We start from the raw sequence: 25,273 nt of genomic DNA, 5'->3' as shown, positions 1-25,273 counted from the left end.
CATCGTCTTGCCCGTGCCCGGCGGCCCCACGAGCAGCAGGTGGTGGCCGCCCGCCGCGGCGATCTCGCACGCCTGGCGGGCATCGGCCTGCCCGACCACGTCGGCCATGTCCGGCGGCTCGGGGCCGGTCTGTTCGAGGGCCGGGTCGGGCCCGGGGAGCTGCAGGGCGCCGTTCAGGAAGGCCAGCACGTCGGTGAGGCTGCGCGCGCCGTGCACCGCGAGGCCGTCGACGAGAGCGGCCTCCTCCAGCACGGACTCCGGCACCACCACCCGCCGCATCCCGGCGGCACGTGCCGCGAGCAGGCACGGCAGCACGCCACGGACCGGACGCAGGCGCCCGTCGAGCGCCAGCTCGCCGAGCAGCACCGTGCCGTCGAGCGCCTTCTGATGGACGGCATCGGTGGTGCCGAGGACGGCGCAGGCGAGCGCGAGGTCGAACGCCGACCCGGTCTTGCGCAGGGTGGCGGGCGAGAGCGCCAGCACGATGCGCTCGTTCGGCCAGCTGCGCCCCGAGTTGAGGACGGCGGCCCGCACGCGGTCCTTCGACTCGCTCAGCGCCGCATCGGGCAGCCCGAGCAGGTGCACCCCCGGCAGGCCGCGCCCGACGTCGGCCTCGATCTCCACGACATGCCCCTCCACGCCCAGCAGCGCCACCGACCACGCCCGCGCGAGCCCCATCAGAACGCCGCCTCGTAGTGCTGCACGGTGACGGGACGCCCCGGCTCCGCGATCACGGACACGACGTCGAACCGGATCTCGCACCAGCGCACGGAGTGGACCGCGAGCCAGGCCTGCGTGACCCGGCGGATGCGCGCGGCCTTCTTGCCGGTGACGGCCTCGGCGGGCTCGCCGAACCACGCGGTGGAGCGGGTCTTGACCTCGCACACCACCAGGCGCGTCGAGTCGGTGGCCACCACGTCGAGCTCGCCGTCGCGACATCGCCAGTTGCGGGAGAGGACCACGAGCCCCTGGTGCTGCAGGTACTCCACCGCGAGGTCCTCACCGCGGCGGCCGAGCACGTCCTTCGCTGCCATGCCGTCCACGATGGCGGCTCGGACCGGACCCGGAGGACGTTCCGGAAATCTGTGGACAGGGAGGTGGCAATGGGGACAACCGGTCGGTCAGAGCGGCGACCTGTCGGACCCGGGCTGTAGCGCCCAGCCGAGCCGCCCGCGCGGCCGTTCGAGAGGATCCTGGACGGGCCGGCCGAGCGTTCTTAGGAGCCGAACTGGTTGCCTTCCGGCAGCCGCAGCTCGGGCTTGTCGAGCTCCTCGACGTTGACGTCCTTGAACGTCAGCACACGCACGTTCTTGACGAAGCGCGCCGGGCGGTACATGTCCCACACCCACGCGTCGGACATGCGGACCTCGAAGTAGATCTCGCCGTCGGCGTTGCGCGCGGCGACGTCCACCGAGTTGGCCAGGTAGAAGCGACGCTCGGTCTCCACGACGTACGAGAACTGGGACACGATGTCCCGGTACTCCTTGTAGAGCGTGAGCTCCATCTCGGTCTCGTACTTCTCGAGATCCTCGGCGCTCACGGCTGCGTCCCTCCTTCGACCCCCGCATCGGATGCCCCGACGGGTAGCAACCCATTGTGGACCAGCCCGGCCGGACGCACGACAGCGGCAGCGTCACCGGCGGCGGCCCGCACGTTGACGAACGAGTACCTGTGCACCCGGCTCGGGCCGTGCTCGGTGAGCGCCGCGTCGTGCACCGGGGTGCAGTAGCCCTTGTGCACGCCGAACCGGTACTGCGGGAACTCGGCGTCCAGCTCCACCATGATGCGGTCCCTCGTGACCTTCGCCAGCACGGACGCCGCCGCCACGCACGCGGCCACCTGGTCGCCCTTCTGCACGGCCAGCGTGGGCCTGCCGAAGCCGCGGATCGGGAACCCGTCGGTGAGGACGTACCCGGGAGGCGACGCGAGCCGGGCCACCGCCCGGCGCATCCCCTCGATGTTGGCCACGTGCACGCCGCGCCGGTCGACCTCCTCGGGCGGTATGACGACGACGGCGAGGTCCTCCGCGCGCCGGGTGATCAGCGCGAAGTACTCCTCGCGCGCGGCGGCGGTGAGCAGCTTCGAGTCGGTGAGCCCGTCGAAACGCTTGGCGTCACCGGGCCGCAGCACACAAGCAGCGACGACGAGCGGGCCCGCGCAGGCGCCGCGGCCGGCCTCGTCCACACCCGCGACGGGGCCGAGGCCGTGGCGCTGCAACGTGGACTGGAGCGTCCAGGTGCCCGCGGAGCGGCGCACCACGGCCCGCGCCGGGCGCAGCTCGGGCGGGAGCAGGACCGGCGAGGCCTTCCGGGGACGTGCGGTGCGGCGACGTGCAGGCATGCGGGGCGGCTCAGCGGCGACGGGAGCGACGGCGGTCGGGGCGGCGTCGGGACCGGCCACGTCCGGGGAGGAAGGAATCCAGCTCCTTGTCGAGGCGGTCGAGCCGGCGGCGGCCGAGCAGCAGCGGCAGCGCACCGACCAGGCCCAGGGCCAGCGGAGCGCTGCCCTGGGAGCCCGGTGCCGCCATCCCGACCGCCGTGGTCTGCGGGTTCGGGTCGGGGATCGAGCCGAACCGCGAGAACGGCAGGACGATGAGCCGGGCCTTGCCGATGACGTTGGCCACCGGCACGGGGCCGTGACCCGGCACGCGCGAGTCGGCGGAGTTGTTGCGGCTGTCACCCATCATCCAGAGCTCGCCCTGGGGGATGGTGACCGGGCTGAACGTGTCCTGCCGGGCCTGCCCCGCCTCGGGCAGGTAGTAGATGTAGGGCTCGTTCAGCGGCTTCCCGTCGACGGTGACCCGGTTGCGGCTGTCGCAGCACGCGACGGTCTGCCCGCCGACGGCGATGACGCGCTTGACGAAGTCCTTCTCGTCGGGCGGCGCGAGGCCGATGAGCGATCCCAGCTGCTGCAGGCCCTCCACGACGATGTTGCTCGGGGGGTCGGCCGTGAACTCGCTGTTCCAGCTGTCGGGGCCGCGGAAGACCACGACGTCGCCGGGACGCGGGTCGGAGAAGCGGTAGGTGACCTTGTCGACGAGGACGCGGTCGTTGTTGCAGCCCGTGCAGCCGTGCAGCGTGGTCTCCATCGAGCCCGACGGGATCACGTAGACCTTCGCCAGGAACGTCTGGATGAGGAACGTCAGCAGCAGCGCGACGACGATGAGGAGCGGCAGCTCCTTCCAGAACGCGGGACGGCGGCGACGGCCGCGCTTGGGCTTGAAGCCCTCGGCGGCGGCCTGGTCACGGTAGGACGACGCGGGCCGGCCTGAGGACGACTCGCCCGCGCGGCGGCGGTGACGGCCCGGGGCCTCGTCGGGATCGGGGGCGTTGACGAGCTTGCCGTGGACGACCGTGGGCTCGTCGTCGGTGAGTTCGGGACGGCGACGCGGAGCGGACGGCGCGGGGGCGGCCGGGCGGCGCGGCTCGGGCAGGGCCGGATGGGCGGGCCCTGAGCGCTGCGACTGACCGCCGGTCCGGGAGGCGCCGCCGTTCACGGGTGCGTCGGGTGCTCGGCCGTTCGACGGCCCGCCGTACGCGTCGGGCAGCGGCTGGACGGGCTCGCCGTACGCGGGCCTGCCGTTCGGCGCCGGACCGATGGCGCCGTCGCGGTACCCGCCGCTGCCGTTCGGCCCGCCGGTGTTCACGCCGTCGACGGTGGCGCCGTTCGTGGGGGTCCCGCGGGGCGGGGCGCCGTTCGCTCGGGACCCGTTCGGGTACGCGCCGTTCGGGGAGGGCCCGGCCGCGTGGGCGCCGTCGACGGGGACCCCGTTGCCGGAGGACCCGGTCGAGTACGCGCCGTTCCGCCCGGTGCCGTTCGTCGGCAGGCCGTTCTGGGTCAGACCGTTCTGGGTCAGGCCGTTCTGCGAAAGGCCGTTCTGGGTCAGACCGTTCTGCGACAGGCCGTTCTGGGTCAGGCCGTCGGAAGGCCGGCCGTTCGGGACGGCACCGTTGCGCTGCCCCCCTGCGGGGGGCCGCGCCGCCGGGTACCGCCCGGACACGGACGGCAGGTCCCGGGGATGCGCGACCAGTGGCGGAACCGCGGGCTCGACCCCGTGCCCGTCGACCGGCCACGGGATGCTCGGGAGCGGGCCACCCAGAGGCGGCTCCGGTCGACCGGCCGGCGGCACGGCGCGCTGCCCCGGCGGCGGCGTGTTGACCGCGTGCCGGGACGACCCCGGCTGATCGGCCGGGTCGTACCGTCGAGGTTGAGCCCGCCTGTCGTCGGGGAGCTCGGGGAGGGCCACGCCCACGAGGTTACGTCAACCGCGCCGTCGCAGTCAGGACGCCGACGGGGTCTCGCGCTTCTCCTTGATCTTGGCGGCCTTGCCGCGCAGGTCACGGAGGTAGTAGAGCTTCGCGCGACGGACATCACCGCGGGTGAACACCTCGATGCGGTCGAGGTTGGGCGAGTGCACCGGGAAGGTGCGCTCCACGCCGACACCGAACGACACCTTGCGGACCGTGAAGGTCTCGCGGGCGCCGGCACCGTGGCGGCGGATCACGACGCCCTGGAAGATCTGGACGCGGGAGCGGTTGCCCTCGATGACCTTCACGTGCACCTTGAGCGTGTCGCCCGGCCGGAAGGCGGGAATGTCGGAGCGCAGCAGCTCTGCGTCCAGTGCGTCAAGGGTGTTCATCGCGAAGATCCGTCCTCGGTCCGTGATAGCGGTGGTGCATGGGGCGCCGTCCCGTGTCATGACTGGAGGCGCGCTCGGCAGGCCCGGTTGGGCGCGTGAGCTCCTGCCCATAGTGCCAGACGCGATCGGGCGAGGTGAAATCACCCGTCCCCGAGGGTGCCGAGGAACGCGCGGTCGGCCTTGTCCAGGGCCTCGTCGGGCAGGACGGCGAGCAGGTCCGGGCGGCGTGCGGCGGTGCGCTCCAGGGCGCGGTCGCGTCGCCAGCGGGCGATGGCGCCGTGGTTGCCGCTGCGCAGGACGTCGGGCACCTCGTGGCCGCGCCACGTCACCGGTCGCGTGTAGGACGGTCCTTCGAGCAGGCCGTCGGAGAACGAGTCCTGCTGCGCCGACGCCGGGTTGCCCAGCACCCCGGGCAGCAGCCGCACCACGGCCTCGGCCATCACGAGAACGGCCGCCTCGCCGCCGATGAGCACGTAGTCGCCGATGCTGACCTCGTCGACGGGCATCCGCGTGGCGGCGTCGTCCACCACGCGCTGGTCGATGCCCTCGTAGCGGCCGCAGGCGAACACCAGCCGCTCCTCCCCCGCCCATGCCTGCGCCGTGGCCTGGGTGAACGGGCGTCCCGCCGGCGTCGGCACGACCAGCCGGGCCGGACCGCCCTGCTCCAGCACGGCGTCGAGCGCCTCGCCCCACACCTGGGGCCGCATGACCATTCCCGGGCCGCCGCCGTAGGGCGCGTCGTCGACGGCCTGGTGGACGTCGTGGGTCCAGGTGCGCAGGTCGTGCACCGCGACGTCCACCAGCTCCGCCGCGATCGCCCGTCCGAGGAGCGCCTCACGCAGCGGCGCGAGGTACTCCGGGAATATCGTCACGACGTCGATCCGCACCGCAGGATCCTGTCACGGGAGGTGACGCGTGCCGTCGCAGCTCTGGTCCATGCCGGACCAGTGGGCCCTCCTGCTGCCGGTGGCGCTCGCACTCGTGCTCGCCACGGCGATCGGGCTGGAGCGCGAGGCTGCGGCGAAGAGCGCCGGGCTGCGCACCCACGCGCTGGTCGGCATCGGCGCCTCGGTGTTCATGGTGATCTCGAAGTACGGCTTCGCCGACCTGCTCCCCGCCGAGCACGTGGCGCTGGACCCGTCCCGCATCGCGGCGCAGATCGTGTCGGGCGTCGGGTTCCTCGGCGCCGGCCTGATCTTCGTGCGCCAGGACATCGTCCGCGGTCTGACCACCGCGGCCACGATCTGGCTGGTCGCCGCCGTGGGCATGGCGTGCGGCGCAGGCCTGCCGGTGGTGGCCGTCGCCGCGACGGCAGGCCACTTCCTGGTCACCCGTGGCTTCCCGCCGCTGGCCAGGGCCACCGTCCACCGCCGCCGCGAGCCCCCGACGCTGCGCCTGGGCTACGCCGACGGCCACGGCGTGCTGCGCAACGCGCTCACGACCTGCACCGAACGCGGTTGGGTGGTGCGCGGCGTGGACGTCACCGGCGAGGAGATCGACGGCAATGGGACCCGCGTCGCCGCCGTCACGCTGCGCCTGGACGGCAAGGGCGACCTCGGCGAGCTGGCCGGCGACCTCGCCGAGCTGCCCCACGTACTGTCGGCGGCCACCGGTCCGGCCGAGGACGTCTGACTGCCGTCAGACGGTCCCTAACCGGCCCGCTTCGCCCGCACCAGCTCCTCCACGATCACCCGCGACGGACCCAGGTGCACCCCACGGCCGACGAGGATGTGGTGTGCCGCGCCGCCGTCGGTGTGGATCAGGCCGAGCAGCAGGTGCTCGGTGCCGATGTAGTCGTGCTTCAGCGCCTGCGCCTCCCGCAGGGCGAGCTGCAGCGACTTCTTCGACATCGGGTCGAAGCGGATCCAGCCGGTCTTGCGGCCGTCGCGGTTCTGCGCGGCCCGGGTGCGGTCCAGCGCGCCGGGCCCGAAGGCCTCCTCGACCTGCCTGCGCACCTCCTCGAGATCGATGCCCAGCGTCGCCAGCGCCTCCGCATCCGACGGGGCCGCACCGGCGCCGCGCAGCCGGTCGACGTCGGCCTCGACGTCGGCCCGCGTGACGCCGTGCGCGCTCAGCACCGTCAGCGCGACGGTGTCGGGTACCGCGTACAGGCCGAGCAGTAGGTGCTCGGTGCGGATCGCGTCCGCACCGCGCTCGCGCGCGATCTCCTGCGCGTGCACCACCACGCGCCGCGCCTCGCCGGTGAACCGTTCGAACATGTCCTCGTCCCTCCGCTCAGAACCCGGACCGGCGGTACTTCTTGTGCACGGCCTGCCTGCTCACCCGCAGGGCCTCGGCGATCTGCTGCCAGGACCAGCCCTGCGCACGCGCGTTCGTCACCTGCAGCTCCTCCAGCGACTCGAGCAGCCCCCGCAGGGACGCCACGGCCGCCAGTCCGACGGACGGGTCCCTGCTGGACGCCGCCGCCGCGACCTTCGTCGCATCGGTCATGGCGTCAACTTAGGTTGACGTCCGGCAGGCTGTCAACCTAGGTTGACACGCGTGGTTCGCGCTGTGGCAGGGTCGGCCTGTGATCGTCAGCGTGGAGGGGTACGAGATCGACGACGACCCGGCCCGGGTCGACCGGGACGCGGTCTGGGCGTTCCTGTCCTCGGAGGCCTACTGGGCCCGCTGGCGGACACGTGAGGACGTCGAGAAGCAGATCGGCGGGGCGTGGCGGGTGGTCGGCACCTACGACCCGGACGGGTGCACCGTCGGGTTCGCGCGGGCGATCTCCGACGGAGTGTCGTTCGCCTACCTCGCCGACGTGTACGTGCACCCGTCGGCACGCGGGCACGGCCTCGGCGTGGAGCTGGTGCGGCTGATGGTCGACGGCGGCCCCGGCCGCGAGTTCCGGTGGGCGCTGCACACCGCCGACGCCCGCGGGCTCTACGGGCGCTTCGGGTTCGCCCCGCCGGACCCGACCTACCTCGAGCGGCCGTCGGGCCGCCCGAGGTGATCACTCGACGTCGAGCAGGCCCTCGGGCGGGGTGAGGACGACGCGGCCACCGTCGAGGTCGACGGTGGGCACGATCTGATGCACGAACGGCACGAGGGCGTCGGGCAGCTCGGGGCGGGCCAGCACGAGCAGCTCGCCGCCCGGGCCCAGGAGCACCTCGCGGACGGTGCCGACGACTGTGCCGTCCTCCAGCTCGGCCCGCAGGCCCTCGAGCTGGTGGATGTGGAACTCGTCGGGATCCTCGGGCGGGGCGAGCGCGTCGGTGGGGATCACCAGACGTGTGCCGCGCAGACCCTCGGCCGCCGTGCGGTCCGGGGCCTCGACGAAGCGGACGAGCAGCTTTCCCGAGTGCGGACGGGACGACTCCACCGTCAGCACTCCGTCAGGGGCCCCCGCGCGGCGTGCGGTGAGCACGGCGCCGGGGGCGAACCGCTCCTCGGGGGAGTCGGTGTGGACGTCCACGGCGACCTCGCCGCGCAGGCCGTGGGCCCGCACGGCGACGCCGGCGAGGACCTCCGTGGTGCCGGAGGGGGTGCTACCGGTCGGTGTCGACGACATCGACCCGCACACCCCGACCACCGATACCGCCGACCACGGCGCGCAGCGCGGTGGCGGTGCGGCCACCGCGGCCGATGACCTTGCCCAGGTCCTCCGGGTGCACGCGAACCTCGAGCGTGCGGCCGCGGCGGTTCGTGACGAGGTCGACCTGCACGTCGTCCGGGTGGTCGACGATCCCCCGGACGAGGTGCTCGAGCGCGTCGGCCAGAACCGCGGTCACGACTGGGTGGCCTCGCCGGCCCCACCGTCGGTGGCAGCGGACTCGTCGGCGGAGTCGGCCTTCGGACGGCGGTCGGCCTTCTTCTTGGGCGTGGTGGCCTCGCTGGTGGGCTCCTCGCCCGCCGCCGCCAGCGCCGCGTTGAAGCGCGCGAGCTTGTCGACCTTCTCGGGCTGCGGCTTGAGGGTGCCCTCGGTGCCGGGGAGGCCCTTGAACTTCTGCCAGTCACCCGTGATCTCGAACAGGTGCTGGACCGGCTCGGTCGGCTGCGCGCCGACACCCAGCCAGTACTGCGCCCGGTCGGAGTCGACCTCGATGAGGCTCGGCTCGTTCTTCGGGTGGTACTTGCCGATGGTCTCGATCGCCCGGCCGCTGCGGCGGTTGCGGGCGTCGGCGACGACGATGCGGTAGTACGGCTGACGGATCTTGCCCAGACGCATCAGCTTGATCTTGACGGCCACGCTGCTTAAAGCTCCCTGCGGATCGGTACTTCGGCGATGAGGCCGTGCCGCTCGCGTGGGGTTACGGGCAGCGCGTCACTCGACGTTGTGGGCCGCGGCATGGTTAGAGGGCCCGCCGCGGAGCCGATCGCCCATTGTGCCAGACGGTTCTCAGGATGTCCCCGGCAGTACGCCCAGCAGCATGAGCACGAGCGACACGGCGGGCAGCAGATTGTTGACGCCGTGCGCCACCACGCCGGCGGTCAGCCGGCCGGTGTACAGCCGCGACAGCGCGATGGGGATGGCCACCACGAGCAGCAGCGGGGTGCGGGTGAACTCGAAGTGGGCGAGTGCGAACACCACCGTGGTGATCACGAGTGCCCACCAGCGCTTCGCCCCCAGCTTCTCGACCGCGCCCCACAGCAGCCCGCGGTAGACGATCTCCTCGCACAGCGGCGCCACGAACACGACGATCACGAACACGACCACGGCCAGCAGCGGGCCGGAGCGGACGCCGCCGAACTCCTCCCCCACGGCCGACGTGGTGTCGTTGCCCACGATCGCGACGTAGAGCAGCGAGGCCGGGATCGTGATCACCAGCCCGCCGACGCCGAACGCCAGCCCGATGCCCACGTCGCGCCACGAGAACTGCAGCCCGAGGTCGATCGCCGGCCCGTTGCCGCGCCACCAGGTGACGAGCAGAGCGGTGCCGGCGGCCAGGACCGTGGGCACCACGAGGGCGATCACCAGCGCCCCCGCCGACGACGAGAGCCGGTCGCCGAGGATCCCCGCGACAGCGACCGACGCGAGCAGGAACACGGCCTCGACCAGGAAGTACGCGCCGAGGCCCCAGCGGTGGGTGCGCGCCGGCGGCCCGGGCTGCCGGCCGGGGCCGGGCGGGTAGGGGGCGTACCCGGCGGGCAAGGCCGGCGGGTACGCCCCCTGAGGCCCCGCCGGGTAGGCGCCGGGAGGTCCGGCCGAGGGTTCCCGTCCCGCTCCAGGGGGCGGGCCCCACTGGGCCTCGTTCGGCGAGGGGCCCCAGGGGGCCTGGGCCGGCGGCGGGCCCCACGGACCGGCGGTACCGGGCTGACCCCACGGACCGGAGTGTGTGGGAGCCCCCGAGGATCCGGGCGCGGGCGGACCCCACTGGCCGGCGTTCACGGGCGGACCGGACGGTCCGGGATACGGCAACGGTGCCGCGGCAAGCTGCGTCGCCGCGGGCGGGCCGACGGCCGCGGGCTCGCCCTGCTCGGGCGACGCCGGCACCGGGCTGCCTGCGGTCTCCCCGCCGGGCTCGTGGTCGTCGTGCCGTTCGACTGGGCCACTCTCACCCGTGCTGCCGCTCGGCCGTGCCGCCCTCTCGTCCCCTTGTCCCACCTCATCGACGCTACCGGCCGCGGACGGCGCCTGCCGCCGCACCGGAAGCGGCGGGGCGGGCGGTACCCCCGGATGGGGGGGCACCGTATCCCCCACTCTCGGCTTCCGGAACTATTCGGACATGTTGGACAGTGCGTCGACAATGGGTCGGCCGCTGATGAGGGCACCGGCCCGGACAACGAGGCCGGGGGGCCACCATGGACGTCGACGTGCCCGACCACTCTTCCCGCCGCCGGTTACGGCGGCGCGTCGGAGTGGTGTCACGCCGCCTCGTCGCCGTCGTCGCCGCTCTCGCGATGATGCTGCTGGCGGCGCAGGGCGCGCTCGCGTCCACCGGCGTCACCGTCAAGGACGCCGTCGGCCTGCAGGCCGTGGGCCCGACCAGCTCCGAGTACGGGTTCCCCGCCTGGTACCAGGACAAGGCCAACGAGCGGCTGGAGCTCTGCCTGGACAAGGACAACCCGCTCTGCGGCTTCCTGCCCGGTGACATCCCCGACGAGACCCAGCCGATCTCGTTCCCGGGCAACTTCCCCGACGAGCTCTTCTACTTCCTCGCGAGCTCGACGCTCGACCTGCCCGGCGGCGGTCGCGCGGTGCTGACCAGCGGCCTCGAGGCCGCGTTCGTCAACGGCGTGGCCGCGGGCGGCCAGCAGACGTTCACCCGCATCCGGGTCGTCGTCAGGGGCGCACCGGCGAACCAGACGATCACGATCAAGCACCCCTACGGCCAGCTGACCATCGACACCGACGGCACCGGTGCCGGCCGGCTCGTCCGGGACGTCGCCCCGTCGGTCGGCAACTTCTCCCTCGCGCTGAACGGCGACGTCGGCCCGTGGCTGCGCTGGACGGGCACGGACGCCCCCGCCGGCTACCTCGGTGACCCCGCGGTCGAGCACACGATCACGGGCGGCCCGGCGCGCAACACCTTCTCGCTGGACGACAAGAACGGGACGCAGGTCGCCTCCACCGACCGGTTCACGCTCCAGGGCAAGATCGCCACCAACACGGGCGTCGCGGTGGACTCCGCCGTGGTCAACGGCGGCTTCGTGGACGTCTTCGCGACGTCCAGGGGCTCGGCGCTGGAGGTGGTCGGGCAGGACGGGAAGTTCCCGACCACGATCATGCAGCACGAACCGGACACCGACCGCTTCTACGCCCGCGTGCCGGTCACCAGCGGGGCCACCGTCACATCCGTCACGGTGCGCAACAACGGTGACAAGCCCGCGAGCACGGCCGTCGCGACGCTCTCGGGCATCGCCGTCACGCAGGCGTCCTACGACGGCGGGGTGCTGGGCGGGCTGCTGACCGTCCAGGCCTCGGTCGCCGCCCCGGCGACCTACCCGCTCACCATCGCGGGTGTCGGGGAGATCCCCGGGCCGGACGCGAAGGGCTTCCCGATGGTCGCGCCGCCGGCGGCGCTGACCGTCGCCTCCGGGGCCCTGACCACGACGGTCCCGGTCGTGGTGACCGGTGGCGAGGCCTCCCCGGCCGGCACCGCCGCGCCGCCGGTCGGACCGAACGTCCCGCCGGTCTGCGACCCGAGCCCGTGCGGTCCGGGCGGCGTGCCCGCGGAGGCCACACCGAGGGCGCAGGTGGCCGCCGTCGCGCTGACCGCACCGCGCGGCATCGCCACCGTGATCGACGGCAGCACCTCGACGAACGCCACCACGTTCTCGACGGTGTTCAAGAGCGGGCCGATCCCGACGATCGCGAACGCGGCGACGAACAAGCCCTCGGTGACCCTGCCGACCTGGGCGGCGACGGCCGATGCGGCCCCGCGGACACCGGTCGACGCCACGCCGACCGTCGTGACGTTCACCGCGACGAACGGCGCGGCGTCGAGCTCGGTGGACGTGACCCTCACCCCGGTCGGTGACACGGTGACCGTGAGCACGGCGCGCTCCCGCGCCGGGTCGGACCTGCGGGTGGACGGTACGTCGACCATCCCGGGTGCCGGTCTGGTCCTCAGCCCGCCGACCCAGGTCGTGGTCTACGCACAGACCAGCGCCGCCGCGCCCTGGGTGAGGATCGGGACCTCGCCCGTCGATACGACCGGCGCGTTCTCGGTGCGGCCCAAGCCGGCACCGGCGACGGCCTACGCGAACTACCGGGTGCAGACGTCGCGCGGCACCGAGGTGACGGGGACGCTGACCAGGTGACCCCGGGAACGCCCGGGAGGGGGACCGCCGCGGTGGTCCGCCGCCGCGTGCTCAGCCCTCGGCGCGGATGGGCCTGCCTCGAAGCATGACCAGCTCGGGCTCGCGCAGTGCCGACGGGTCGGTGCGCGGGTCGGTGCGGTAGACCACCAGGTCGGCGGGGTGACCGAGCTGCAGCGACGCGCGGCCCAGCCACGCCCGCGCCGCCCAGCTCGCCGCCCCGAGCGCGTCGGGATGGCCGGCCTCGCGGAGGGCGTCGATCTCGTCGGCGATGCGGCCGTGCCGGATGCCGCCGCCCGCGTCGGTGCCGGCGTAGACGGGCACGCCCGCCTCCACGGCCCGGCGGACGACGTCACGGGCGCCGGCGTGCAGCTCGCGCATGTGCGTGGCGTAGGCCGGGTACTTCGAGGCACTGTCGGCGATGCCGGGGAAGGTGTCGACGTTGATCAGCGTGGGCACCAGCGCCGTGCCGCGGCGGGCCATCTCGGCGATGACGTCGTCGGTGAGGCCGGTGCCGTGCTCGATGCAGTCGATGCCGGCGTTCACGAGGCCGGGCAGGGCGTCGGAGCCGAACACGTGCGCAGTGACGCGCGCGCCCGCGGAGTGAGCGGCGGCCATCGCGGCGACCAGCACGTCGTCGGGCCACAGAGGCGCGAGATCGCCGACGCCGCGGTCGATCCAGTCGCCCACGAGCTTCACCCAGCCGTCGCCCGCGGCGGCCTGCTCGGCCACGACCTCGGGCAGCAGCGCGGGGTCGTCGAGGTCGATCGCGAGGCCGGGGATGTAGCGCTTGGGCCGGGCCAGGTGGCGGGCGGCGCGGATGATCTCCGGGAGGTCGTGGCGGGCCTGCAGCGGCGAGGTGTCCACCGGGGAGCCGCAGTCGCGCAGGAGCAGCGCGCCCGCGTCGCGGTCGGTGCGGGCCTGGGCGTCGGCCTCCTCGAGGTCCACGGCGCCATGGTGGCCGAGGCCCACGTGGCAGTGGGCGTCCACCAGGCCGGGCACGACGAACCCGCCGTCGACGATCGTCTCGGCGCCGGTCAGGGGCCCCTCGACGAACCGGCCGTCGTCGCCCACGAAGAGCTCGACGAGCTCCTCACCCGGAAGCGCGACGCTGCGCAGGCGGTACATCCGCTACTTGCCCTTCGGGAACTTGAGCTTGCTCGGGTCGAACCCGGGTGGCAGCTGGTCGAGTCCCGGAGGCAGCTGCTGCAGCGACGGCGGCAGGCCGGAGAGATCGGGCATGCCCATGCCGGCGGGCAGTGCGCGCGACGGGGTGGGCCCACGGCCCTTGCCCTTCTTGCCCTTGCGGCTCTTGGCCAACTTCTTCGTGGCGCTGCGGCCCCCGCCGCCGAAGCCGAACTGGCCGGCCATCTGCTTCATCATCTTGCGGGCCTCGAAGAACCGCGTGACGAGGTCGTTGACGTCGCTGACCTGCACGCCCGAGCCGTTGGCGATGCGGAGCCGCCGCGAGCCGTTGATGATCTTCGGATCGTTGCGCTCGGCGGGCGTCATGCCTCGGATGATGGCCTGCAGCTTGTCGAGCTGGCGGTCGTCGACCTGGGCCAGCGCGTCCTTCATCTGCCCGGTGTTCGCGCCGGGGAGCATGCCGAGGATGTTGCCGATGGGACCCATCTTGCGGATGGCCATCATCTGCTCGAGGAAGTCCTCCAGCGACAGCTCGCCGCTGACCATCTTCTGCGCGGCCTTGGCCGACTGCTCCTGGTCGAACGCGCCCTCGGCCTGCTCGATGAGGGTGAGCAGGTCGCCCATCCCGAGGATGCGACTGGCCATCCGGTCGGGGTGGAAGACGTCGAACTCGATGAGCTTCTCGCCACTGGACGCGAACAGGATCGGCTGGCCGGTGACCTCGCGGACGCTGAGCGCGGCACCACCGCGGGCGTCGCCGTCCAGCTTGGTGAGCACCACGCCGGTGAAGCCGACCCCGTCGCGGAACGCCTCGGCCGTGGCCACGGCGTCCTGGCCGATCATCGCGTCGACGACGAACAGTGTCTCGTCGGGCTGCACGGCGTCGCGGATGTCGGACGCCTGGCGCATCAGCTCCTCGTCGACACCGAGGCGGCCCGCGGTGTCGACAATGACGATGTCGAAGTGCTTGTCGCGGGCGTGCGCGACGCCGCGCCGCGAGACGTCGACCGGGTCACCCACGCCGTTGCCGGGCTCCGGGGCGAACGTGGTGACGCCGGCGCGCTCACCGACGATCTGCAGCTGGTTGACGGCGTTGGGACGCTGCAGGTCGGCCGCCACCAGCAGCGGGGTGTGGCCCTGGCCCTTGAGCCAGTGCGCCAGCTTGCCGGCCAGCGTGGTCTTGCCGGAGCCCTGCAGGCCCGCGAGCATGATCACGCTCGGCGGTTCCTTGGCCAGCGTCAGCCGCCTGGTCTCGCCACCGAGGATGCCGACGAGCTCCTCGTTGACGATCTTGACGACCTGCTGGGCGGGGTTCAGCGCGCCGGAGACCTCGGCGCCCTTGGCCCGCTCCTTGATCCGCGCGACGAAGGCACGGACCACCGGCAGCGCGACGTCGGCCTCCAGCAGCGCGATGCGGATCTCGCGCGCGGTGGTGTCGATGTCGGCGTCGGAGAGACGTCCCTTGCCACGCAGGCCGGCCAGCGTGTCGGAGAGGCGCTCGGAGAGGGTGTCGAACACGCGGCCGAGACTACTTGTGTGCGCCCTGTTCCTGCTGCACCGGCGTTCCGATCTCCAGTCTCAGGCCGGCCCGGGCGGCCGGACGGTCCAGCACGGTGACGCCCGACCAGCCCGCGGGGCGCCCCTCACGCAGGGCGTCCGCGGTGGCCGCGGCCCGCTCGGCGTGGGCGGCGAACGACGCCTCCGGCACCACCCGGCCGCGCGCGACCTGCCCGTGCCGGGCCTCGCCGGGGTCGGCGTCCAGCCAGAGCAGGTGGGCCGTGCGACCGGTCAGCGCCGCGAGAAGGGCGACGGCGGCCCGGGTCGACGGGTCGGTGGCGGGCAGGTGCACCACCACCACCACCGCCGTCGCCGAGAACGCCGCCACCAGCACGGCGAGCCGGTGCCACAGGTGCACGAGCGGCCGGTAGGCGGCGTAGGGCACGCCGGGCAGCAGGGCCGCCAGCGCGCTGCGGTACGCGTCGGAGTCCAGCACGACGGTGTCGGCACGCGGGGGCAGCCCGTCCAGCAGCGTGGACTTCCCCGCCCCGGGCATGCCGGCGACGAGCAACAGCGTCCGCCCGGGGAGCGCGAGGCGCACGGGATCGTTCATGCGGGGACAACGGGCGGTTCGCCCGTTTCGTTCCGGTCGACGGCCACCGCCCGCCGCAGGGGAGCGCCCTCGGCGGGACGGTCCGGTGCGACCAGCGGCGTTCCCAGGATCAGAGGGCGTCGGCCCCGCGCTCCCCCGTGCGGACGCGCACGACCTGCTCGACCCTCGTCGTCCAGACCTTGCCGTCGCCGATCTTGCCGGTGCGGGCGGCCTCGACCACCGCGTCCACCACCTTGGCCGCCGCATCGTCGGCCACCACGACCTCGACGCGCACCTTCGGCACGAAGTCGACGCTGTACTCGGCGCCGCGGTAGACCTCCGTGTGGCCCTTCTGACGGCCGTAGCCCTGCACCTCGCTGACGGTCATGCCGAGCACACCCAGGCGTTCGAGGGCGTCCTTCACGTCGCCGAGGGCGAACGGCTTGATGACGGCGGTCACGAGGATCATGAGTGCGTCCTTTCGGGGAGGGTCCGGCCGGTGCGGCCCTGGGCCGACAGCGGGGTGAAGTCGTAGGCGGTCTCCGCGTGCTCCGCCTCGTCGATGCCCTCGGCCTCGACCTCGTGGTCCACCCGGAACCCGATGGTGCGCTTGACCAGCCAGGCCAGCAGGAACGTCGCGGTGAACGCGAACGCCGCCGTGGCCAGCACCGCGACGAGCTGCTTGCCCAGCTGGGCGAGGCCGCCACCGTAGAGGAGGCCGTCGGTCCCGGCGGGGTTCACCGCGCCGGTGGCGAAGAACCCGATCAGGGTCATCCCGAGCACGCCACCGACGCCGTGGATCGCCACGACGTCGAGCGAGTCGTCGTAGCCGAGCCGGTACTTGAGCCGGATCGCCAGCTGGCAGACGACGCCGGCGAGCAGGCCGATCACGAGCGCGCCGAACGTGTCGACGAACCCGCAGGCCGGGGTGATGGCCACCAGCCCCGCGACGGCGGCCGACGCCCCGCCGAGGCTCGTCGGACGGCCGTCGAGGCGGTGCTCGAGCGCGAGCCAGGAGATGACCGCGGCCGCTGACGCGGTCATCGTCGTGACGAACGCGTTGCCCGCCACCGCGCCCGCGACCAGCGCGGACCCGGCGTTGAAGCCGAACCATCCGAACCACAGCAGCCCGGTGCCGAGCAGGACGGCCGGCAGGTTGTGGGGGCGCATCGGCTCGCTCGGCCAACCGCGGCGCCTGCCGAGCACCAGGGCGAGCGCGAGCGCGGACGCCCCGGAGTTGATCTCGACGGCCGTGCCGCCCGCGAAGTCCAGCGCACCCAGCGTGTTGGCCATCCAGCCGCCGTGCGGCGCCACGAACCCGTCGATCGCGAAGATCCAGTGCGCCAGCGGCACGTAGACGACGAGCGCCCAGAGCGTGACGAACACCGCCCACGGCCAGAACCGGGCCCGGTCGGCGATCGCACCGGAGAGCAGCGCGCCGGTGATCACCGCGAACATCAGCTGGAACATCGCGAAGACCTGCAGCGGGATGCCGTCCCCCACCACCGTGGTGGTGTCGCGCAGCCCGGCCAGGGAGAACCCGCCGATCAGGCCGCCGTGGGAGTCGCCGAAGGCCAGCGAGAAGCCGACCAGCACCCACACCAGCGTGATGACACCGAGTGCGATCAGGCTCATCATCATCATGTTGAGCACGCTCTTGGCGCGCACCATGCCGCCGTAGAAGAAAGCCAGCCCGGGCGTCATCAGCATCACCAGAGCGGCGCATCCCAGCACATAGGCCGTGTTGCCCGAATCCACGCCGGGATCTTCACATGTCACGGACGCATGTCGCACACGTGACCCCTGCGCGTTTTACTTAGGGATGCTATACATGTGGTTGTGCACACGATCGATCGTCTCGCCGTCGCTGAGGGCGTCGACCAGCTCGTCGCCCTGCTGACCAGGCTCAGTCCGCGCAACGGGCTCAGCCTCGTCGCCGCGTCGACGCTGGCGACCCTGGACCGCTACGGCCCGCTGCGCCTCACCGATCTCGCCGAGGCCGCGGCCGTCACCCAGCCGTCGATGACCGGCCTGGTCAACAGGCTCGTGGCCCAGGGGCTCGTGGAGCGCACGCCCGACGACCGTGACCGGCGCAGCGTCAACGTCGCCGTCACCGACGCAGGCCGCGCGCTGCTGGCCCAGCGCCGGCAACGGCGGGCGGAGACGCTCGCGAGCCTGATCGACGCACTCGACCCCGACGACCGCGACGCACTCGCCGCTGCAGTACCGGCCATCACCCGCCTCGTCGCGACGGGAACATCCTGATGTCCACGTCAGCCGCACACGCGCCCGCGGCGAGTCCGTTCAGGCAGCCGAAGGCCGTCTGGGCCGTCGCGTTCGCCTGCGTCATCTCGTTCATGGGCATCGGGCTCGTCGACCCGATCCTGCCCGCGCTGTCGAGCCGGCTGAACGCGTCGCCCAGCCAGGTCACGCTGCTGTTCACCAGCTACCTCGTGGTCACCGCGGTGGCCATGCTCGTCACCGGCTGGGTGTCGAGCCGTATCGGCGCCAAGAACACCCTCATCGCGGGGCTGGCGCTCATCGTCGTGTTCGCCGCGCTCGCGGGCCTGTCCGGGTCCATCGGCGGCATCGTCGGTTTCCGAGCAGGCTGGGGCCTGGGCAACGCGCTCTTCATCGCCACCTCGCTGGCCGTCATCGTGGGCTCGGCGACCGGTGGCTTCGCCGGCGCGATCGTGCTCTACGAGACCGCGCTCGGCGTCGGCATCGCGTGCGGGCCGTTGCTCGGCGCGCTGCTGGGCAACGTCAGCTGGCGCGGGCCGTTCTTCGGCGTCGCGGTGCTGATGGCCATCGCGCTGACCGCCACCGTGACGCTGGTGCCGAAGGCCCCGAAGCCCGTGCACAGGCAGTCGCTCGGCGAGCCGCTCAAGGCGCTGGCCCACCGCGGCCTGCTGACGATGGGCATCACCGCGCTGCTCTACAACTGGGGCTTCTTCACGATGCTCGGCTACGTCCCGTTCCCGATGGGCCTGTCGATCTACCAGCTCGGCATGGTGTTCTTCGGCTGGGGCATCCTCGTGGCGCTGTTCTCGGTGTTCGTGGCGCCGCGGCTGCAGCGCCGCTTCGGCACGGCCCCCACGCTGTACGTCAACCTGTTCCTGTTCGCGACCGTCCTCGCCGTGATCGCGGCCTTCACCGGCTCGAAGATCACGCTCGTCGTGGCCGTGATCGTGGCCGGCGCGATGATCGGCGTGAACAACACGCTGACCACGCAGGCCGTCATGCTGGTCTCGCCCGTCGAGCGCCCGGTGGCGTCGGCCGCGTACGGCTTCATCCGGTTCATCGGTGGTGGCCTGGCACCGTTCGCCGCGGGGCTGCTGGCCGAGCACCTCGACGTGCACGTGCCGTTCTGGATCGCCTCGGGCGCGGTACTGGCGGCCATCCTCGTGCTGGCCAGCGGTCACAAGCTGCTGGCCAGGGCCGACGAGCAACTCGCGGAGGGCGAGGCCGCGCACGCCGGGGAAGCCGATCTCGACGCCGACGAGATCGAGGAGATCAGCGAGGACGGCACCGGCGAGGCCGGAGTGCTGGAGCGGGCCGAGCAGTTCCACCCGACCACCCGATGATGCTCCGAACGGCGGAGTGACAGCCGGCGCGCTCGGTCACGGGCCCGTACCGGGCGACCTGCCCGGTGCGGGCCGAGCTCGTTCATCGGCCGGGTGGCCGCCCCGCGCTCAGCGCGCCGCGGCGAGCACCGCCTGCTCGACGCAGCGCCGCTGCGCCGCCGGGAACGTGCCGTCGGGACCGGCGCCGATGCTGAACGAGTCGACCACCGACGCGCCGAGCGTGGCCACCCGCGCCCAGCGGACGTCGGCCCCGACACCCTCCAGCGCCGCGGCGACATGGTGCAGCAGCCCGATCCGGTCGGTGCCCCGCAGCTCCAGCACCACCGCACCCGTGGCCTCGTCGTCGAACCAGAGCACGCGCGGCGGGGCCGCGGCCTCCCCGGACGGCGTCATGGGGGCGTAGTCGCGCTCCTTGCGGGCCAGCGCGTCGGCGAGCACCAGGCTGCCGTCGGCCGCCCGGACCAGGTCCGAGCGCAGCAGCGCCGGATCCGGCAGGCCACCGAACCGTGGCGACACCGTGAACGCGAACACCGCGACGCCGTCGGGCACGCTCGACGGCAGGCCGCCGCCGTGCGCCGAGGCCGCGTACAGCTCGGCGGCGTGCACCTCCAGCGAGTGCAGCGCGAGCACCCCGGCCGCCACGGCGAGCGAACCCTGCCGGTCGGGCATCGCGACGAAGACCGTGGCGGGGGCGCTCGCGTCGTCCACCTTCAGCTGCGGGCGACCCTCCTCCACCACCAGACGGGCCAGCTCCAGCTCCGGTGTGCTCGGCAGGGCCGGAGCCGGCAGCGGTTCGCCCGCCAGCAGCGCGCGGGAGCGGCGCACGAGATCGGCGATCAGCACCCGCTTCCACGGGCTCCACACCCCCGGCCCGGTGCCCAGCGAGTCGGCCTCCGCGAGCGCCTCCAGCAGGTCCAGCACCAGGCCGGCGTTGCCGGGGACGGCGTCGTCGAGCGTCTCGACGACGCGGGTGACGGTGGCCGGGTCGTCGAGGTCGCGGCGCGTGGCGGTGTGCGGCAGCAGCAGGTGGTGGCGCACCACGGCCCCGAGCACGGTGACGTCCGGCTCGCTCAACCCCAGCCTGCGGCCCACCTGAACGGCCACCGACTCGCCGACGACGGAGTGGTCGCCGCCGCGCCCCTTGCCGATGTCGTGCAGCAGCGCGCCGATGAGCAGCAGGTCCGGGCGGGAGACCCGGGTGGTCAGGCGCGCCGCCTGCGCGGTGACCTCGACGAGGTGGCGGTCCACCGTCCAGACGTGGGCGCGGTCGCGCGGGGGCAGGTCGCGCACGGCACCCCACTCGGGGAACAGCCGTCCCCACAGCCCGGTGCGGTCCAACGACTCCACGACGTCGACGAGTGGGCGGCCGGTGCCCAGCAGCGACAGCAGCTCCCCCAGCGCCGCGCGCGGCCAGGGTTCCCGCAGCTCGGGGGCGGTGTCGGCGAGCCGGTGCAGGGTGCCGGCGGCCACCGGCAGCCCGGTGCGCGCGGCGGTGGCCGCGACGCGCAGGACGAGTGCGGGGTCACGGGACGCCGCGGCGTCGCGCGCGAGCGTCACCTCCCCCGCGTGCTCCACCACGCCGGTGTCGAGCGGACGCCGCACCGGGGTCCGGCGCAGCGCCGCGAGCCCCCGCCGGGGAAGGGCGCCCCGGGCCTGGCGCAGCCCGACCTCGACGGCGAACGCGACGGACCGCGCCGCCCCCGACAGCGTCCTGGCCAGCTCGAACCGGTCGGCGATCTCGAGGGTGGCGGCGACCTCGTCGGCCTCCTGGGCGCGCAGCACGTCACGGGCGCGTCCGGCGAGCCGGTGCAGCTCCGTGCGCACGTCGAGCAGCAGCTTGCGGGCCTCGAGCACGTCGCCGGCGGGGCGGTCGACGAGCTGGGCGGCGGCGAGGGCGCCGATGAGCTGGATGTCGCGAAGCCCGCCGTGCCCGTTCTTCAGGTCCGGCTCCACCCGGTGCGCGACGTCGCCGACCTTCGTCCAGCGGTCGTGCGCGGCGTCGGCGAGCTCGTCGAAGCGGTTGCGGATGCCGGCGCGCCACGCCTGCCGCACGGCCGAGCTCACCTTGTCCGACAGGGCCGGGTCGCCGGCGATGTGCCGCGCCTCCAGCAGCCCGTACGCGGCCCGCAGGTCGGTGGCCGCCACCTGGACGGCCTGCCCGGGTGTGCGGACCGAGTGGTCCAGCCCGATGCCGGCGTCCCACAGCGGGTACCAGAGCTGCTCGGCGAGCCGGTCGACGTCCTTGCGCCCGTCGTGCAGCAGGACCAGGTCGAGATCGGAGTACGGCGCCAGCTCGCGGCGGCCCAGTGCCCCGACCGCGACGAGCGAGGCGTGATCGGTCAGGCCGATCGTCGCGCACCGCGACGCCAGCCAGAAGTCGTGCAGGTCGACGAGCGCGGTGCGCAGCGCCTCAGGACTGAGCCTGCGCTTGCCCGCGCCCGGGTCGAGAAGTACCGCTTTCGCCCGGACCAGGTCCTCGGCCGAACCCGAGCTCACCATCGTCATGCCGGCCCATCCCCCGATTCAGCCACCAGCGTCAATGCTGTCATCGCCTGTGCTGTCACCACGGTTCTCCCTCTGTGGGTCACAGCGCGTCGGCGCCCCGTTCACCGGTCCGGGCGCGCACCACCGTGTCCACCGGCACCACCCAGACCTTGCCGTCGCCGATCTTGCCGGTGCGCGCCGACCGGACGACGATGTCGATCACCTTCTCGACGAGGTCGTCGTCGACGACCAGCTCCATGCGGACCTTCGGCACGAAGTCCACCTGGTAGTCCGCCCCACGGTAGATCTCGGTGTGGCCGCGCTGCCGCCCGTAGCCGGACACCTCGCTGACCGTCACCCCCGCCACGTCGAGGCGCTCCAGGCCCACCCGGACGTCCTGCAGGACGAAGGGCTTCACGATCGCGGTCACGAGCATCATCACTGAACTCCCATCAGGACGAACCGGACAACACGCTCACGACGGCCCGGGGCCCGCCGCACGATCAAGCTGTGCGACGGGCCCCGGTACGCCATTGGCGTGACAGCCGTGTCAGAGCACGGCGGTCTCAGATGGCGTCGTGACCACGCTCGCCGGTGCGGACCCGGATCACGCTCTCGACGGGGGTGACCCAGACCTTCCCGTCACCGATCTTGCCGGTGCGGGCGGCCTCGACCACCGCGTCGACCACCTTGTCCGCGAGGGTGTCGTCGGCGAGGACCTCCACCCGGACCTTGGGCACGAAGTCGACGGAGTACTCCGCACCCCGGTAGACCTCGGTGTGGCCCTTCTGACGGCCGTAGCCCTGGACCTCGCTGACGGTCATCCCGAGCACGCCGATCTGCTCGAGCGCCCCCTTGACGTCCTCCAGTACGAACGGCTTGACGATCGCCGTGACGAGCTTCATCGCTCAGCTCTCCTTGCCTGCGGTTGCCGGGAGGCTCTCGTTGACGGCAGCCGCGTGGGGGGCCGAGGCGATCCCGCTGCCGCCGCCGAGGATCGAGAAGTCATACGCGGTCTCGGCGTGCTCGGTCTCGTCGAGACCGATCATCTCGGCCTCCTCCGACACCCGGAAACCGATCGTGTACTTGATGATGAGGCCGAGAACGAGCGCGACGAGGAACGAGTACGCGAGCACCGCTCCCGCAGCTGCGGCCTGCCGGCCCAGCTGGGTCAGGCCACCGCCGTAGAACAGACCGGCACCGGCCGACGCCGAGTTCACCGACGGGTCGCCGAGGAACCCGATCAGCAGCGTGCCGACGATGCCGCCGACCAGGTGGACGCCGACGACGTCGAGAGCGTCGTCGTAGCCGAAGCGGAACTTGAGACCGACCGCCAGCGCGCAGATCGCACCGGCGATGAGGCCCAGGATCAGGGCTCCGAACGGGTTGACGAAACCACAGGCGGGCGTGATCGCGACCAGACCGGCCACGGCGCCGGACGCGGCGCCGAGCGTGGTCGGCTTGCCGTCACGGAACTGCTCGACGAGCAGCCAGCCGATGACGGCCGTGGCCGTGGCGAGCGTCGTGTTGGTGAACGCCACGCTGGCGAGGTCGCTCGCGCTGAGCGCCGATCCGGCGTTGAAGCCGTACCAGCCGAACCACAGGAGGCTCGCACCCAGCAGGACGTACGGGATGTTGTGCGGACGCATCCGCTCCCTCGGCCAGCCCTTGCGCTTGCCGAGCACGAAGATCAGCGCGAGAGCCGCGGCACCGGCGTTGATGTGCACCGCGGTACCACCCGCGAAGTCCTCGGCCTTGAGAGTGTTGGCGATCCAGCCACCCTTGTTGTCCGCGCCGGTGAACCCGTCGAAGTTGAACACCCAGTGGGCGACCGGGAAGTAGCAGATCGACACCCACCCGATGACGAACGCCGTCCATGCCCAGAACTTGACGCGGTCGGCGATCGCGCCCGAGATCAGGGCGGGGGTGATGACCGCGAACATCAGCTGGAACATCACGAACGACAGCGCCGGGAGCGCGTCGGACCCTGGCCACGCCACAGCGGGCGGGCCGGTCACGGCGACACCGACGAACTGCCCGATCGTGTTGGAGAGGCCGGCGAACTCGCCACCACCCACCAACCCGCCGAACGCGTCGTTGCCGAACGACCAGCTGTAGCCGTAGAGCGCCCAGAGGACGCTGACGACGGCCAGGCAGATGAAGTTCATCATGAGCATGTTGAGAACGTTCTTGCCACGGACCATTCCGCCGTAGAAGAACGCCAGACCCGGGGTCATGAGCATCACGAGCGCAGCGCTCGCGAGCACCCATGCGGTGTCTCCGGAATTGAGCACGGTTTCCCTCCTGCTGTCGGCCAGGCTGGGAGGAATACTCAGGGTGACGTGTTTCGATCACTGTCACCGGTTGTTTCACATGAGTGAACGGCTGGGCGACGAAGGTTACGTCCGAGTTAACGAAGCAGGCGAACAGTGGGCGGAACGTCCGATATCACCGCTCATCCGAGCAGGGCGTCGACGAACGCCGCGGGCTCGAACGGCGCCAGATCGTCGGGCCCTTCACCCAATCCGACGAGCTTCACCGGCACCCCCAACTCGCGCTGCACACGGAAGACGATGCCGCCCTTCGCGGTGCCGTCGAGCTTGGTGAGGACGATCCCGGTGACCTTCACGACGTCACCGAAGACGCGGGCCTGCGTCAGCCCGTTCTGGCCCGTGGTGGCGTCGAGGACCAGCAGCACCTCGTCCACCTCGGCCTGCCGCTCCACCACCCGCTTGACCTTGCCGAGCTCGTCCATCAGGCCGGTCTTGGTGTGCAGCCGGCCCGCGGTGTCGAGCAGGACCGCGTCAGCGCCCTCCTCGGCGCCCTGCTTGACCGCGTCGAACGCGACGCTCGCCGGATCGGCCCCCTCCGGGCCGCGCACGACCGTGGCACCGGCGCGCTCGCCCCACGTCATGAGCTGCTCCGCCGCGGCCGCCCGGAACGTGTCCGCCGCGCCGAGCACGACGTGTTGCCCGCCCGCGACGAGCACCCGCGCGAGCTTGCCGGTGGTGGTGGTCTTGCCCGTGCCGTTGACGCCGACGACGAGCAGCACGGCGGGCCTGCCGTCGTGGGGCAGGGCCCGGACCGAACGGTCGAGATCGATCTCCAGCGCAGCGCTCAGCACGTCGCGGAGCAGCGCCCGGGCCTGCGCGGGGGTCCGGACGGCGCGGCGCGCCATCTCGGTGCGGAGGGTGTCGACGAGCTCCAGGGTCATGTCGGGGCCGAGATCGGCCTGCAGCAGCATGGCCTCGACGTCCTCCCACGACTCCTCGTCCAGCTCGCCGGCGCCGAGCAGGCCCAGCAGGCTCTGACCGAAGCCCGAGCGCGAGCGGGCGAGACGCCCGCGCAGCCGCTCCATGCGCCCCTCGGCGGGGGCGATGTCCTCCGTCGGGGCGGGCGGTGCGGCCGCCGCCGGAGCCGGCTGCGTCGGAGCCTGGGGTGTCGGGGCGGCCTCCGCCGGAGCCGGAGCCGGCGGTGCCGGGGCGGCCTCGACGGGGGGCGTCAGCGTCGGAGCCGGCGCGGCGGGTGCGGCGTCGGCCGGAGGTGCCGCGGGGGGCGCCGCGTCGGTGGCCGGTGCGGGGGCGCTTCCGGCCCGCGTCGCCTCGGGTGCGGCGCCGTCGTGGG

27 protein-coding genes and 2 pseudogenes are annotated in these 25,273 nt (G+C 72.9%); 5 read left to right on the top strand and 24 right to left on the bottom strand.

Going from position 1 to position 25,273, the window contains the following annotated elements; all coding sequences use genetic code 11:
* The 7 genes from JWR81_RS04215 to trmD all read right to left on the bottom strand — a co-directional run.
* A partial coding sequence (locus JWR81_RS04215) for a magnesium chelatase domain-containing protein (RefSeq protein WP_297646757.1) occupies window positions 1–678 on the bottom strand: 678 nt, incomplete at its 3' end.
* Window positions 678–1,034, bottom strand: a complete 357-nt coding sequence (locus JWR81_RS04210; protein WP_297646756.1) for a YraN family protein — start codon at window positions 1,032–1,034, stop codon at window positions 678–680. The genes JWR81_RS04210 and JWR81_RS04215, both read right to left, overlap by 1 nt.
* 182 nt (window positions 1,035–1,216) lie before the next feature.
* Window positions 1,217–1,540, bottom strand: a complete 324-nt coding sequence (locus JWR81_RS04205; RefSeq protein ID WP_297646754.1) for a DUF2469 domain-containing protein — start codon at window positions 1,538–1,540, stop codon at window positions 1,217–1,219.
* Window positions 1,537–2,340 (bottom strand): ribonuclease HII, encoded by an 804-nt coding sequence (locus tag JWR81_RS04200; protein ID WP_297646752.1) that lies wholly within the window; start codon window positions 2,338–2,340, stop codon window positions 1,537–1,539. The genes JWR81_RS04205 and JWR81_RS04200 overlap by 4 nt, the downstream gene beginning before the upstream one ends.
* Window positions 2,341–2,350: 10 nt before the next feature.
* Entirely contained in the window at window positions 2,351–4,246 is a 1,896-nt protein-coding gene (gene lepB, locus JWR81_RS04195) for a signal peptidase I (RefSeq protein WP_367278728.1), read from the bottom strand.
* A gap of 33 nt (window positions 4,247–4,279) precedes the next feature.
* The gene (gene rplS, locus JWR81_RS04190; protein ID WP_297646750.1) at window positions 4,280–4,639 is read right to left on the bottom strand and encodes a 50S ribosomal protein L19; all 360 of its coding nucleotides are present in this window, start codon (window positions 4,637–4,639) and stop codon (window positions 4,280–4,282) included.
* A 140-nt stretch (window positions 4,640–4,779) separates the two neighbouring features.
* Complete coding sequence (trmD, locus tag JWR81_RS04185; RefSeq protein ID WP_297646749.1) at window positions 4,780–5,526, bottom strand: tRNA (guanosine(37)-N1)-methyltransferase TrmD; 747 nt, start codon at window positions 5,524–5,526, stop codon at window positions 4,780–4,782.
* A gap of 49 nt (window positions 5,527–5,575) precedes the next feature.
* On the opposite strand from trmD, the gene JWR81_RS04180 reads away from it, so the two are divergent.
* The gene (locus tag JWR81_RS04180) at window positions 5,576–6,271 is read left to right on the top strand and encodes an MgtC/SapB family protein (protein ID WP_297646762.1); all 696 of its coding nucleotides are present in this window, start codon (window positions 5,576–5,578) and stop codon (window positions 6,269–6,271) included.
* A gap of 17 nt (window positions 6,272–6,288) precedes the next feature.
* Here the strand turns inward: JWR81_RS04180 and JWR81_RS04175 are convergent.
* The 3 genes and pseudogenes from JWR81_RS04175 to JWR81_RS04165 form a co-directional block, all read right to left on the bottom strand.
* Window positions 6,289–6,633 (bottom strand): annotated as a pseudogene (locus JWR81_RS04175) (Clp protease N-terminal domain-containing protein); the annotation flags it as partial.
* A 33-nt stretch (window positions 6,634–6,666) separates the two neighbouring features.
* Window positions 6,667–6,858 (bottom strand): annotated as a pseudogene (locus JWR81_RS04170) (Clp protease N-terminal domain-containing protein); the annotation flags it as partial.
* A gap of 16 nt (window positions 6,859–6,874) precedes the next feature.
* Window positions 6,875–7,090 carry a helix-turn-helix domain-containing protein gene (locus JWR81_RS04165; protein WP_297646747.1) on the bottom strand — a complete coding sequence of 72 codons (216 nt, stop codon included), beginning with the start codon at window positions 7,088–7,090 and terminating at the stop codon, window positions 6,875–6,877.
* A gap of 79 nt (window positions 7,091–7,169) precedes the next feature.
* Here JWR81_RS04165 and JWR81_RS04160 point away from each other — a divergent pair, with 79 nt between their 5' ends.
* The gene (locus tag JWR81_RS04160) at window positions 7,170–7,598 is read left to right on the top strand and encodes a GNAT family N-acetyltransferase (RefSeq protein ID WP_297646745.1); all 429 of its coding nucleotides are present in this window, start codon (window positions 7,170–7,172) and stop codon (window positions 7,596–7,598) included.
* Here the strand turns inward: JWR81_RS04160 and rimM are convergent, their stop codons facing one another.
* The 4 genes from rimM to JWR81_RS04140 all read right to left on the bottom strand — a co-directional run bounded on the left by rimM (window position 7,599) and on the right by JWR81_RS04140 (window position 9,737).
* Window positions 7,599–8,156: a ribosome maturation factor RimM gene (gene rimM / locus JWR81_RS04155; RefSeq protein WP_297646744.1), complete on the bottom strand. Its 558-nt coding sequence runs from the start codon at window positions 8,154–8,156 to the stop codon at window positions 7,599–7,601.
* Window positions 8,134–8,376, bottom strand: coding sequence for an RNA-binding protein (locus JWR81_RS04150; protein WP_297646742.1), 243 nt, complete (start codon window positions 8,374–8,376; stop codon window positions 8,134–8,136). The genes rimM and JWR81_RS04150 overlap by 23 nt, the downstream gene beginning before the upstream one ends.
* On the bottom strand, window positions 8,373–8,834 hold the full coding sequence (gene rpsP, locus JWR81_RS04145; RefSeq protein WP_297646740.1) for a 30S ribosomal protein S16: 462 nt from the start codon (window positions 8,832–8,834) through the stop codon (window positions 8,373–8,375). Before rpsP ends, JWR81_RS04150 begins: the two co-directional genes overlap by 4 nt.
* Before the next feature lie 150 nt (window positions 8,835–8,984).
* Entirely contained in the window at window positions 8,985–9,737 is a 753-nt protein-coding gene (locus tag JWR81_RS04140; protein WP_297646737.1) for a CPBP family intramembrane glutamic endopeptidase, read from the bottom strand.
* A gap of 662 nt (window positions 9,738–10,399) precedes the next feature.
* Between JWR81_RS04140 and JWR81_RS04135 the strand changes: the two genes are divergently transcribed.
* Complete coding sequence (locus tag JWR81_RS04135) at window positions 10,400–12,349, top strand: hypothetical protein (protein ID WP_297646735.1); 1,950 nt, start codon at window positions 10,400–10,402, stop codon at window positions 12,347–12,349.
* A gap of 51 nt (window positions 12,350–12,400) precedes the next feature.
* Here the strand turns inward: JWR81_RS04135 and JWR81_RS04130 are convergent, their stop codons facing one another.
* The 5 genes from JWR81_RS04130 to JWR81_RS04110 form a co-directional block, all read right to left on the bottom strand.
* Window positions 12,401–13,474: an amidohydrolase family protein gene (locus JWR81_RS04130; RefSeq protein ID WP_297646733.1), complete on the bottom strand. Its 1,074-nt coding sequence runs from the start codon at window positions 13,472–13,474 to the stop codon at window positions 12,401–12,403.
* Window positions 13,475–13,477: 3 nt separating this feature from the next.
* A complete protein-coding gene (gene ffh / locus JWR81_RS04125; RefSeq protein WP_297646730.1) occupies window positions 13,478–15,010 on the bottom strand; it encodes a signal recognition particle protein in 1,533 nt (510 codons plus the stop codon).
* A gap of 10 nt (window positions 15,011–15,020) precedes the next feature.
* A complete protein-coding gene (locus JWR81_RS04120) occupies window positions 15,021–15,602 on the bottom strand; it encodes an AAA family ATPase (protein ID WP_297646728.1) in 582 nt (193 codons plus the stop codon).
* A 109-nt stretch (window positions 15,603–15,711) separates the two neighbouring features.
* Entirely contained in the window at window positions 15,712–16,050 is a 339-nt protein-coding gene (locus JWR81_RS04115) for a P-II family nitrogen regulator (RefSeq protein ID WP_297646722.1), read from the bottom strand.
* The gene (locus JWR81_RS04110) at window positions 16,047–17,339 is read right to left on the bottom strand and encodes an ammonium transporter (RefSeq protein ID WP_297646721.1); all 1,293 of its coding nucleotides are present in this window, start codon (window positions 17,337–17,339) and stop codon (window positions 16,047–16,049) included. The genes JWR81_RS04115 and JWR81_RS04110 overlap by 4 nt, the downstream gene beginning before the upstream one ends.
* Before the next feature lie 81 nt (window positions 17,340–17,420).
* Between JWR81_RS04110 and JWR81_RS04105 the strand changes: the two genes are divergently transcribed.
* Window positions 17,421–17,846: a MarR family winged helix-turn-helix transcriptional regulator gene (locus JWR81_RS04105; protein WP_297646719.1), complete on the top strand. Its 426-nt coding sequence runs from the start codon at window positions 17,421–17,423 to the stop codon at window positions 17,844–17,846.
* Complete coding sequence (locus tag JWR81_RS04100; protein ID WP_297646717.1) at window positions 17,846–19,165, top strand: MFS transporter; 1,320 nt, start codon at window positions 17,846–17,848, stop codon at window positions 19,163–19,165. Before JWR81_RS04105 ends, JWR81_RS04100 begins: the two co-directional genes overlap by 1 nt.
* Before the next feature lie 108 nt (window positions 19,166–19,273).
* Here the strand turns inward: JWR81_RS04100 and JWR81_RS04095 are convergent, their stop codons facing one another.
* The 5 genes from JWR81_RS04095 to ftsY all read right to left on the bottom strand — a co-directional run.
* Window positions 19,274–21,670 (bottom strand): [protein-PII] uridylyltransferase, encoded by a 2,397-nt coding sequence (locus tag JWR81_RS04095; RefSeq protein ID WP_297646715.1) that lies wholly within the window; start codon window positions 21,668–21,670, stop codon window positions 19,274–19,276.
* A 79-nt stretch (window positions 21,671–21,749) separates the two neighbouring features.
* Window positions 21,750–22,088: a P-II family nitrogen regulator gene (locus tag JWR81_RS04090; RefSeq protein ID WP_297646714.1), complete on the bottom strand. Its 339-nt coding sequence runs from the start codon at window positions 22,086–22,088 to the stop codon at window positions 21,750–21,752.
* Window positions 22,089–22,215: 127 nt separating this feature from the next.
* Complete coding sequence (locus JWR81_RS04085) at window positions 22,216–22,554, bottom strand: P-II family nitrogen regulator (RefSeq protein ID WP_297646712.1); 339 nt, start codon at window positions 22,552–22,554, stop codon at window positions 22,216–22,218.
* 3 nt (window positions 22,555–22,557) lie between these two features.
* Window positions 22,558–23,943 carry an ammonium transporter gene (locus JWR81_RS04080; RefSeq protein ID WP_297646710.1) on the bottom strand — a complete coding sequence of 462 codons (1,386 nt, stop codon included), beginning with the start codon at window positions 23,941–23,943 and terminating at the stop codon, window positions 22,558–22,560.
* A gap of 161 nt (window positions 23,944–24,104) precedes the next feature.
* On the bottom strand, window positions 24,105–25,273 hold a 1,169-nt coding region (ftsY, locus tag JWR81_RS04075), incomplete at its 5' end, for a signal recognition particle-docking protein FtsY (RefSeq protein ID WP_297646709.1).

The organism is Pseudonocardia sp. (assembly GCF_025965585.1).
Taxonomy (GTDB): domain Bacteria; phylum Actinomycetota; class Actinomycetes; order Mycobacteriales; family Pseudonocardiaceae; genus Pseudonocardia.
The sequence above is the reverse complement of the archived record's forward strand: the minus strand, read 5'-3'. Positions and strand labels throughout refer to the sequence as shown.

What these genes read in the sequence shown, in the direction of transcription:
- JWR81_RS04100 (WP_297646717.1), top strand. Translation starts at nt 17,846, where the DNA reads ATGTCCACGTCAGCCGCACACGCGCCCGCGGCGAGTCCGTTCAGGCAG.
- JWR81_RS04165 (WP_297646747.1), bottom strand. Translation starts at nt 7,090, where the DNA reads ATGACCGATGCGACGAAGGTCGCGGCGGCGGCGTCCAGCAGGGACCCG.
- JWR81_RS04090 (WP_297646714.1), bottom strand. Translation starts at nt 22,088, where the DNA reads ATGATGCTCGTGACCGCGATCGTGAAGCCCTTCGTCCTGCAGGACGTC.
- rimM (WP_297646744.1), bottom strand. Translation starts at nt 8,156, where the DNA reads ATGTCGTCGACACCGACCGGTAGCACCCCCTCCGGCACCACGGAGGTC.
- JWR81_RS04210 (WP_297646756.1), bottom strand. Translation starts at nt 1,034, where the DNA reads ATGGCAGCGAAGGACGTGCTCGGCCGCCGCGGTGAGGACCTCGCGGTG.
- rplS (WP_297646750.1), bottom strand. Translation starts at nt 4,639, where the DNA reads ATGAACACCCTTGACGCACTGGACGCAGAGCTGCTGCGCTCCGACATT.
- JWR81_RS04130 (WP_297646733.1), bottom strand. Translation starts at nt 13,474, where the DNA reads ATGTACCGCCTGCGCAGCGTCGCGCTTCCGGGTGAGGAGCTCGTCGAG.
- JWR81_RS04200 (WP_297646752.1), bottom strand. Translation starts at nt 2,340, where the DNA reads ATGCCTGCACGTCGCCGCACCGCACGTCCCCGGAAGGCCTCGCCGGTC.
- JWR81_RS04095 (WP_297646715.1), bottom strand. Translation starts at nt 21,670, where the DNA reads ATGACGATGGTGAGCTCGGGTTCGGCCGAGGACCTGGTCCGGGCGAAA.
- JWR81_RS04115 (WP_297646722.1), bottom strand. Translation starts at nt 16,050, where the DNA reads ATGATCCTCGTGACCGCCGTCATCAAGCCGTTCGCCCTCGGCGACGTG.
- JWR81_RS04180 (WP_297646762.1), top strand. Translation starts at nt 5,576, where the DNA reads ATGCCGGACCAGTGGGCCCTCCTGCTGCCGGTGGCGCTCGCACTCGTG.
- JWR81_RS04085 (WP_297646712.1), bottom strand. Translation starts at nt 22,554, where the DNA reads ATGAAGCTCGTCACGGCGATCGTCAAGCCGTTCGTACTGGAGGACGTC.
- JWR81_RS04120 (WP_297646728.1), bottom strand. Translation starts at nt 15,602, where the DNA reads ATGAACGATCCCGTGCGCCTCGCGCTCCCCGGGCGGACGCTGTTGCTC.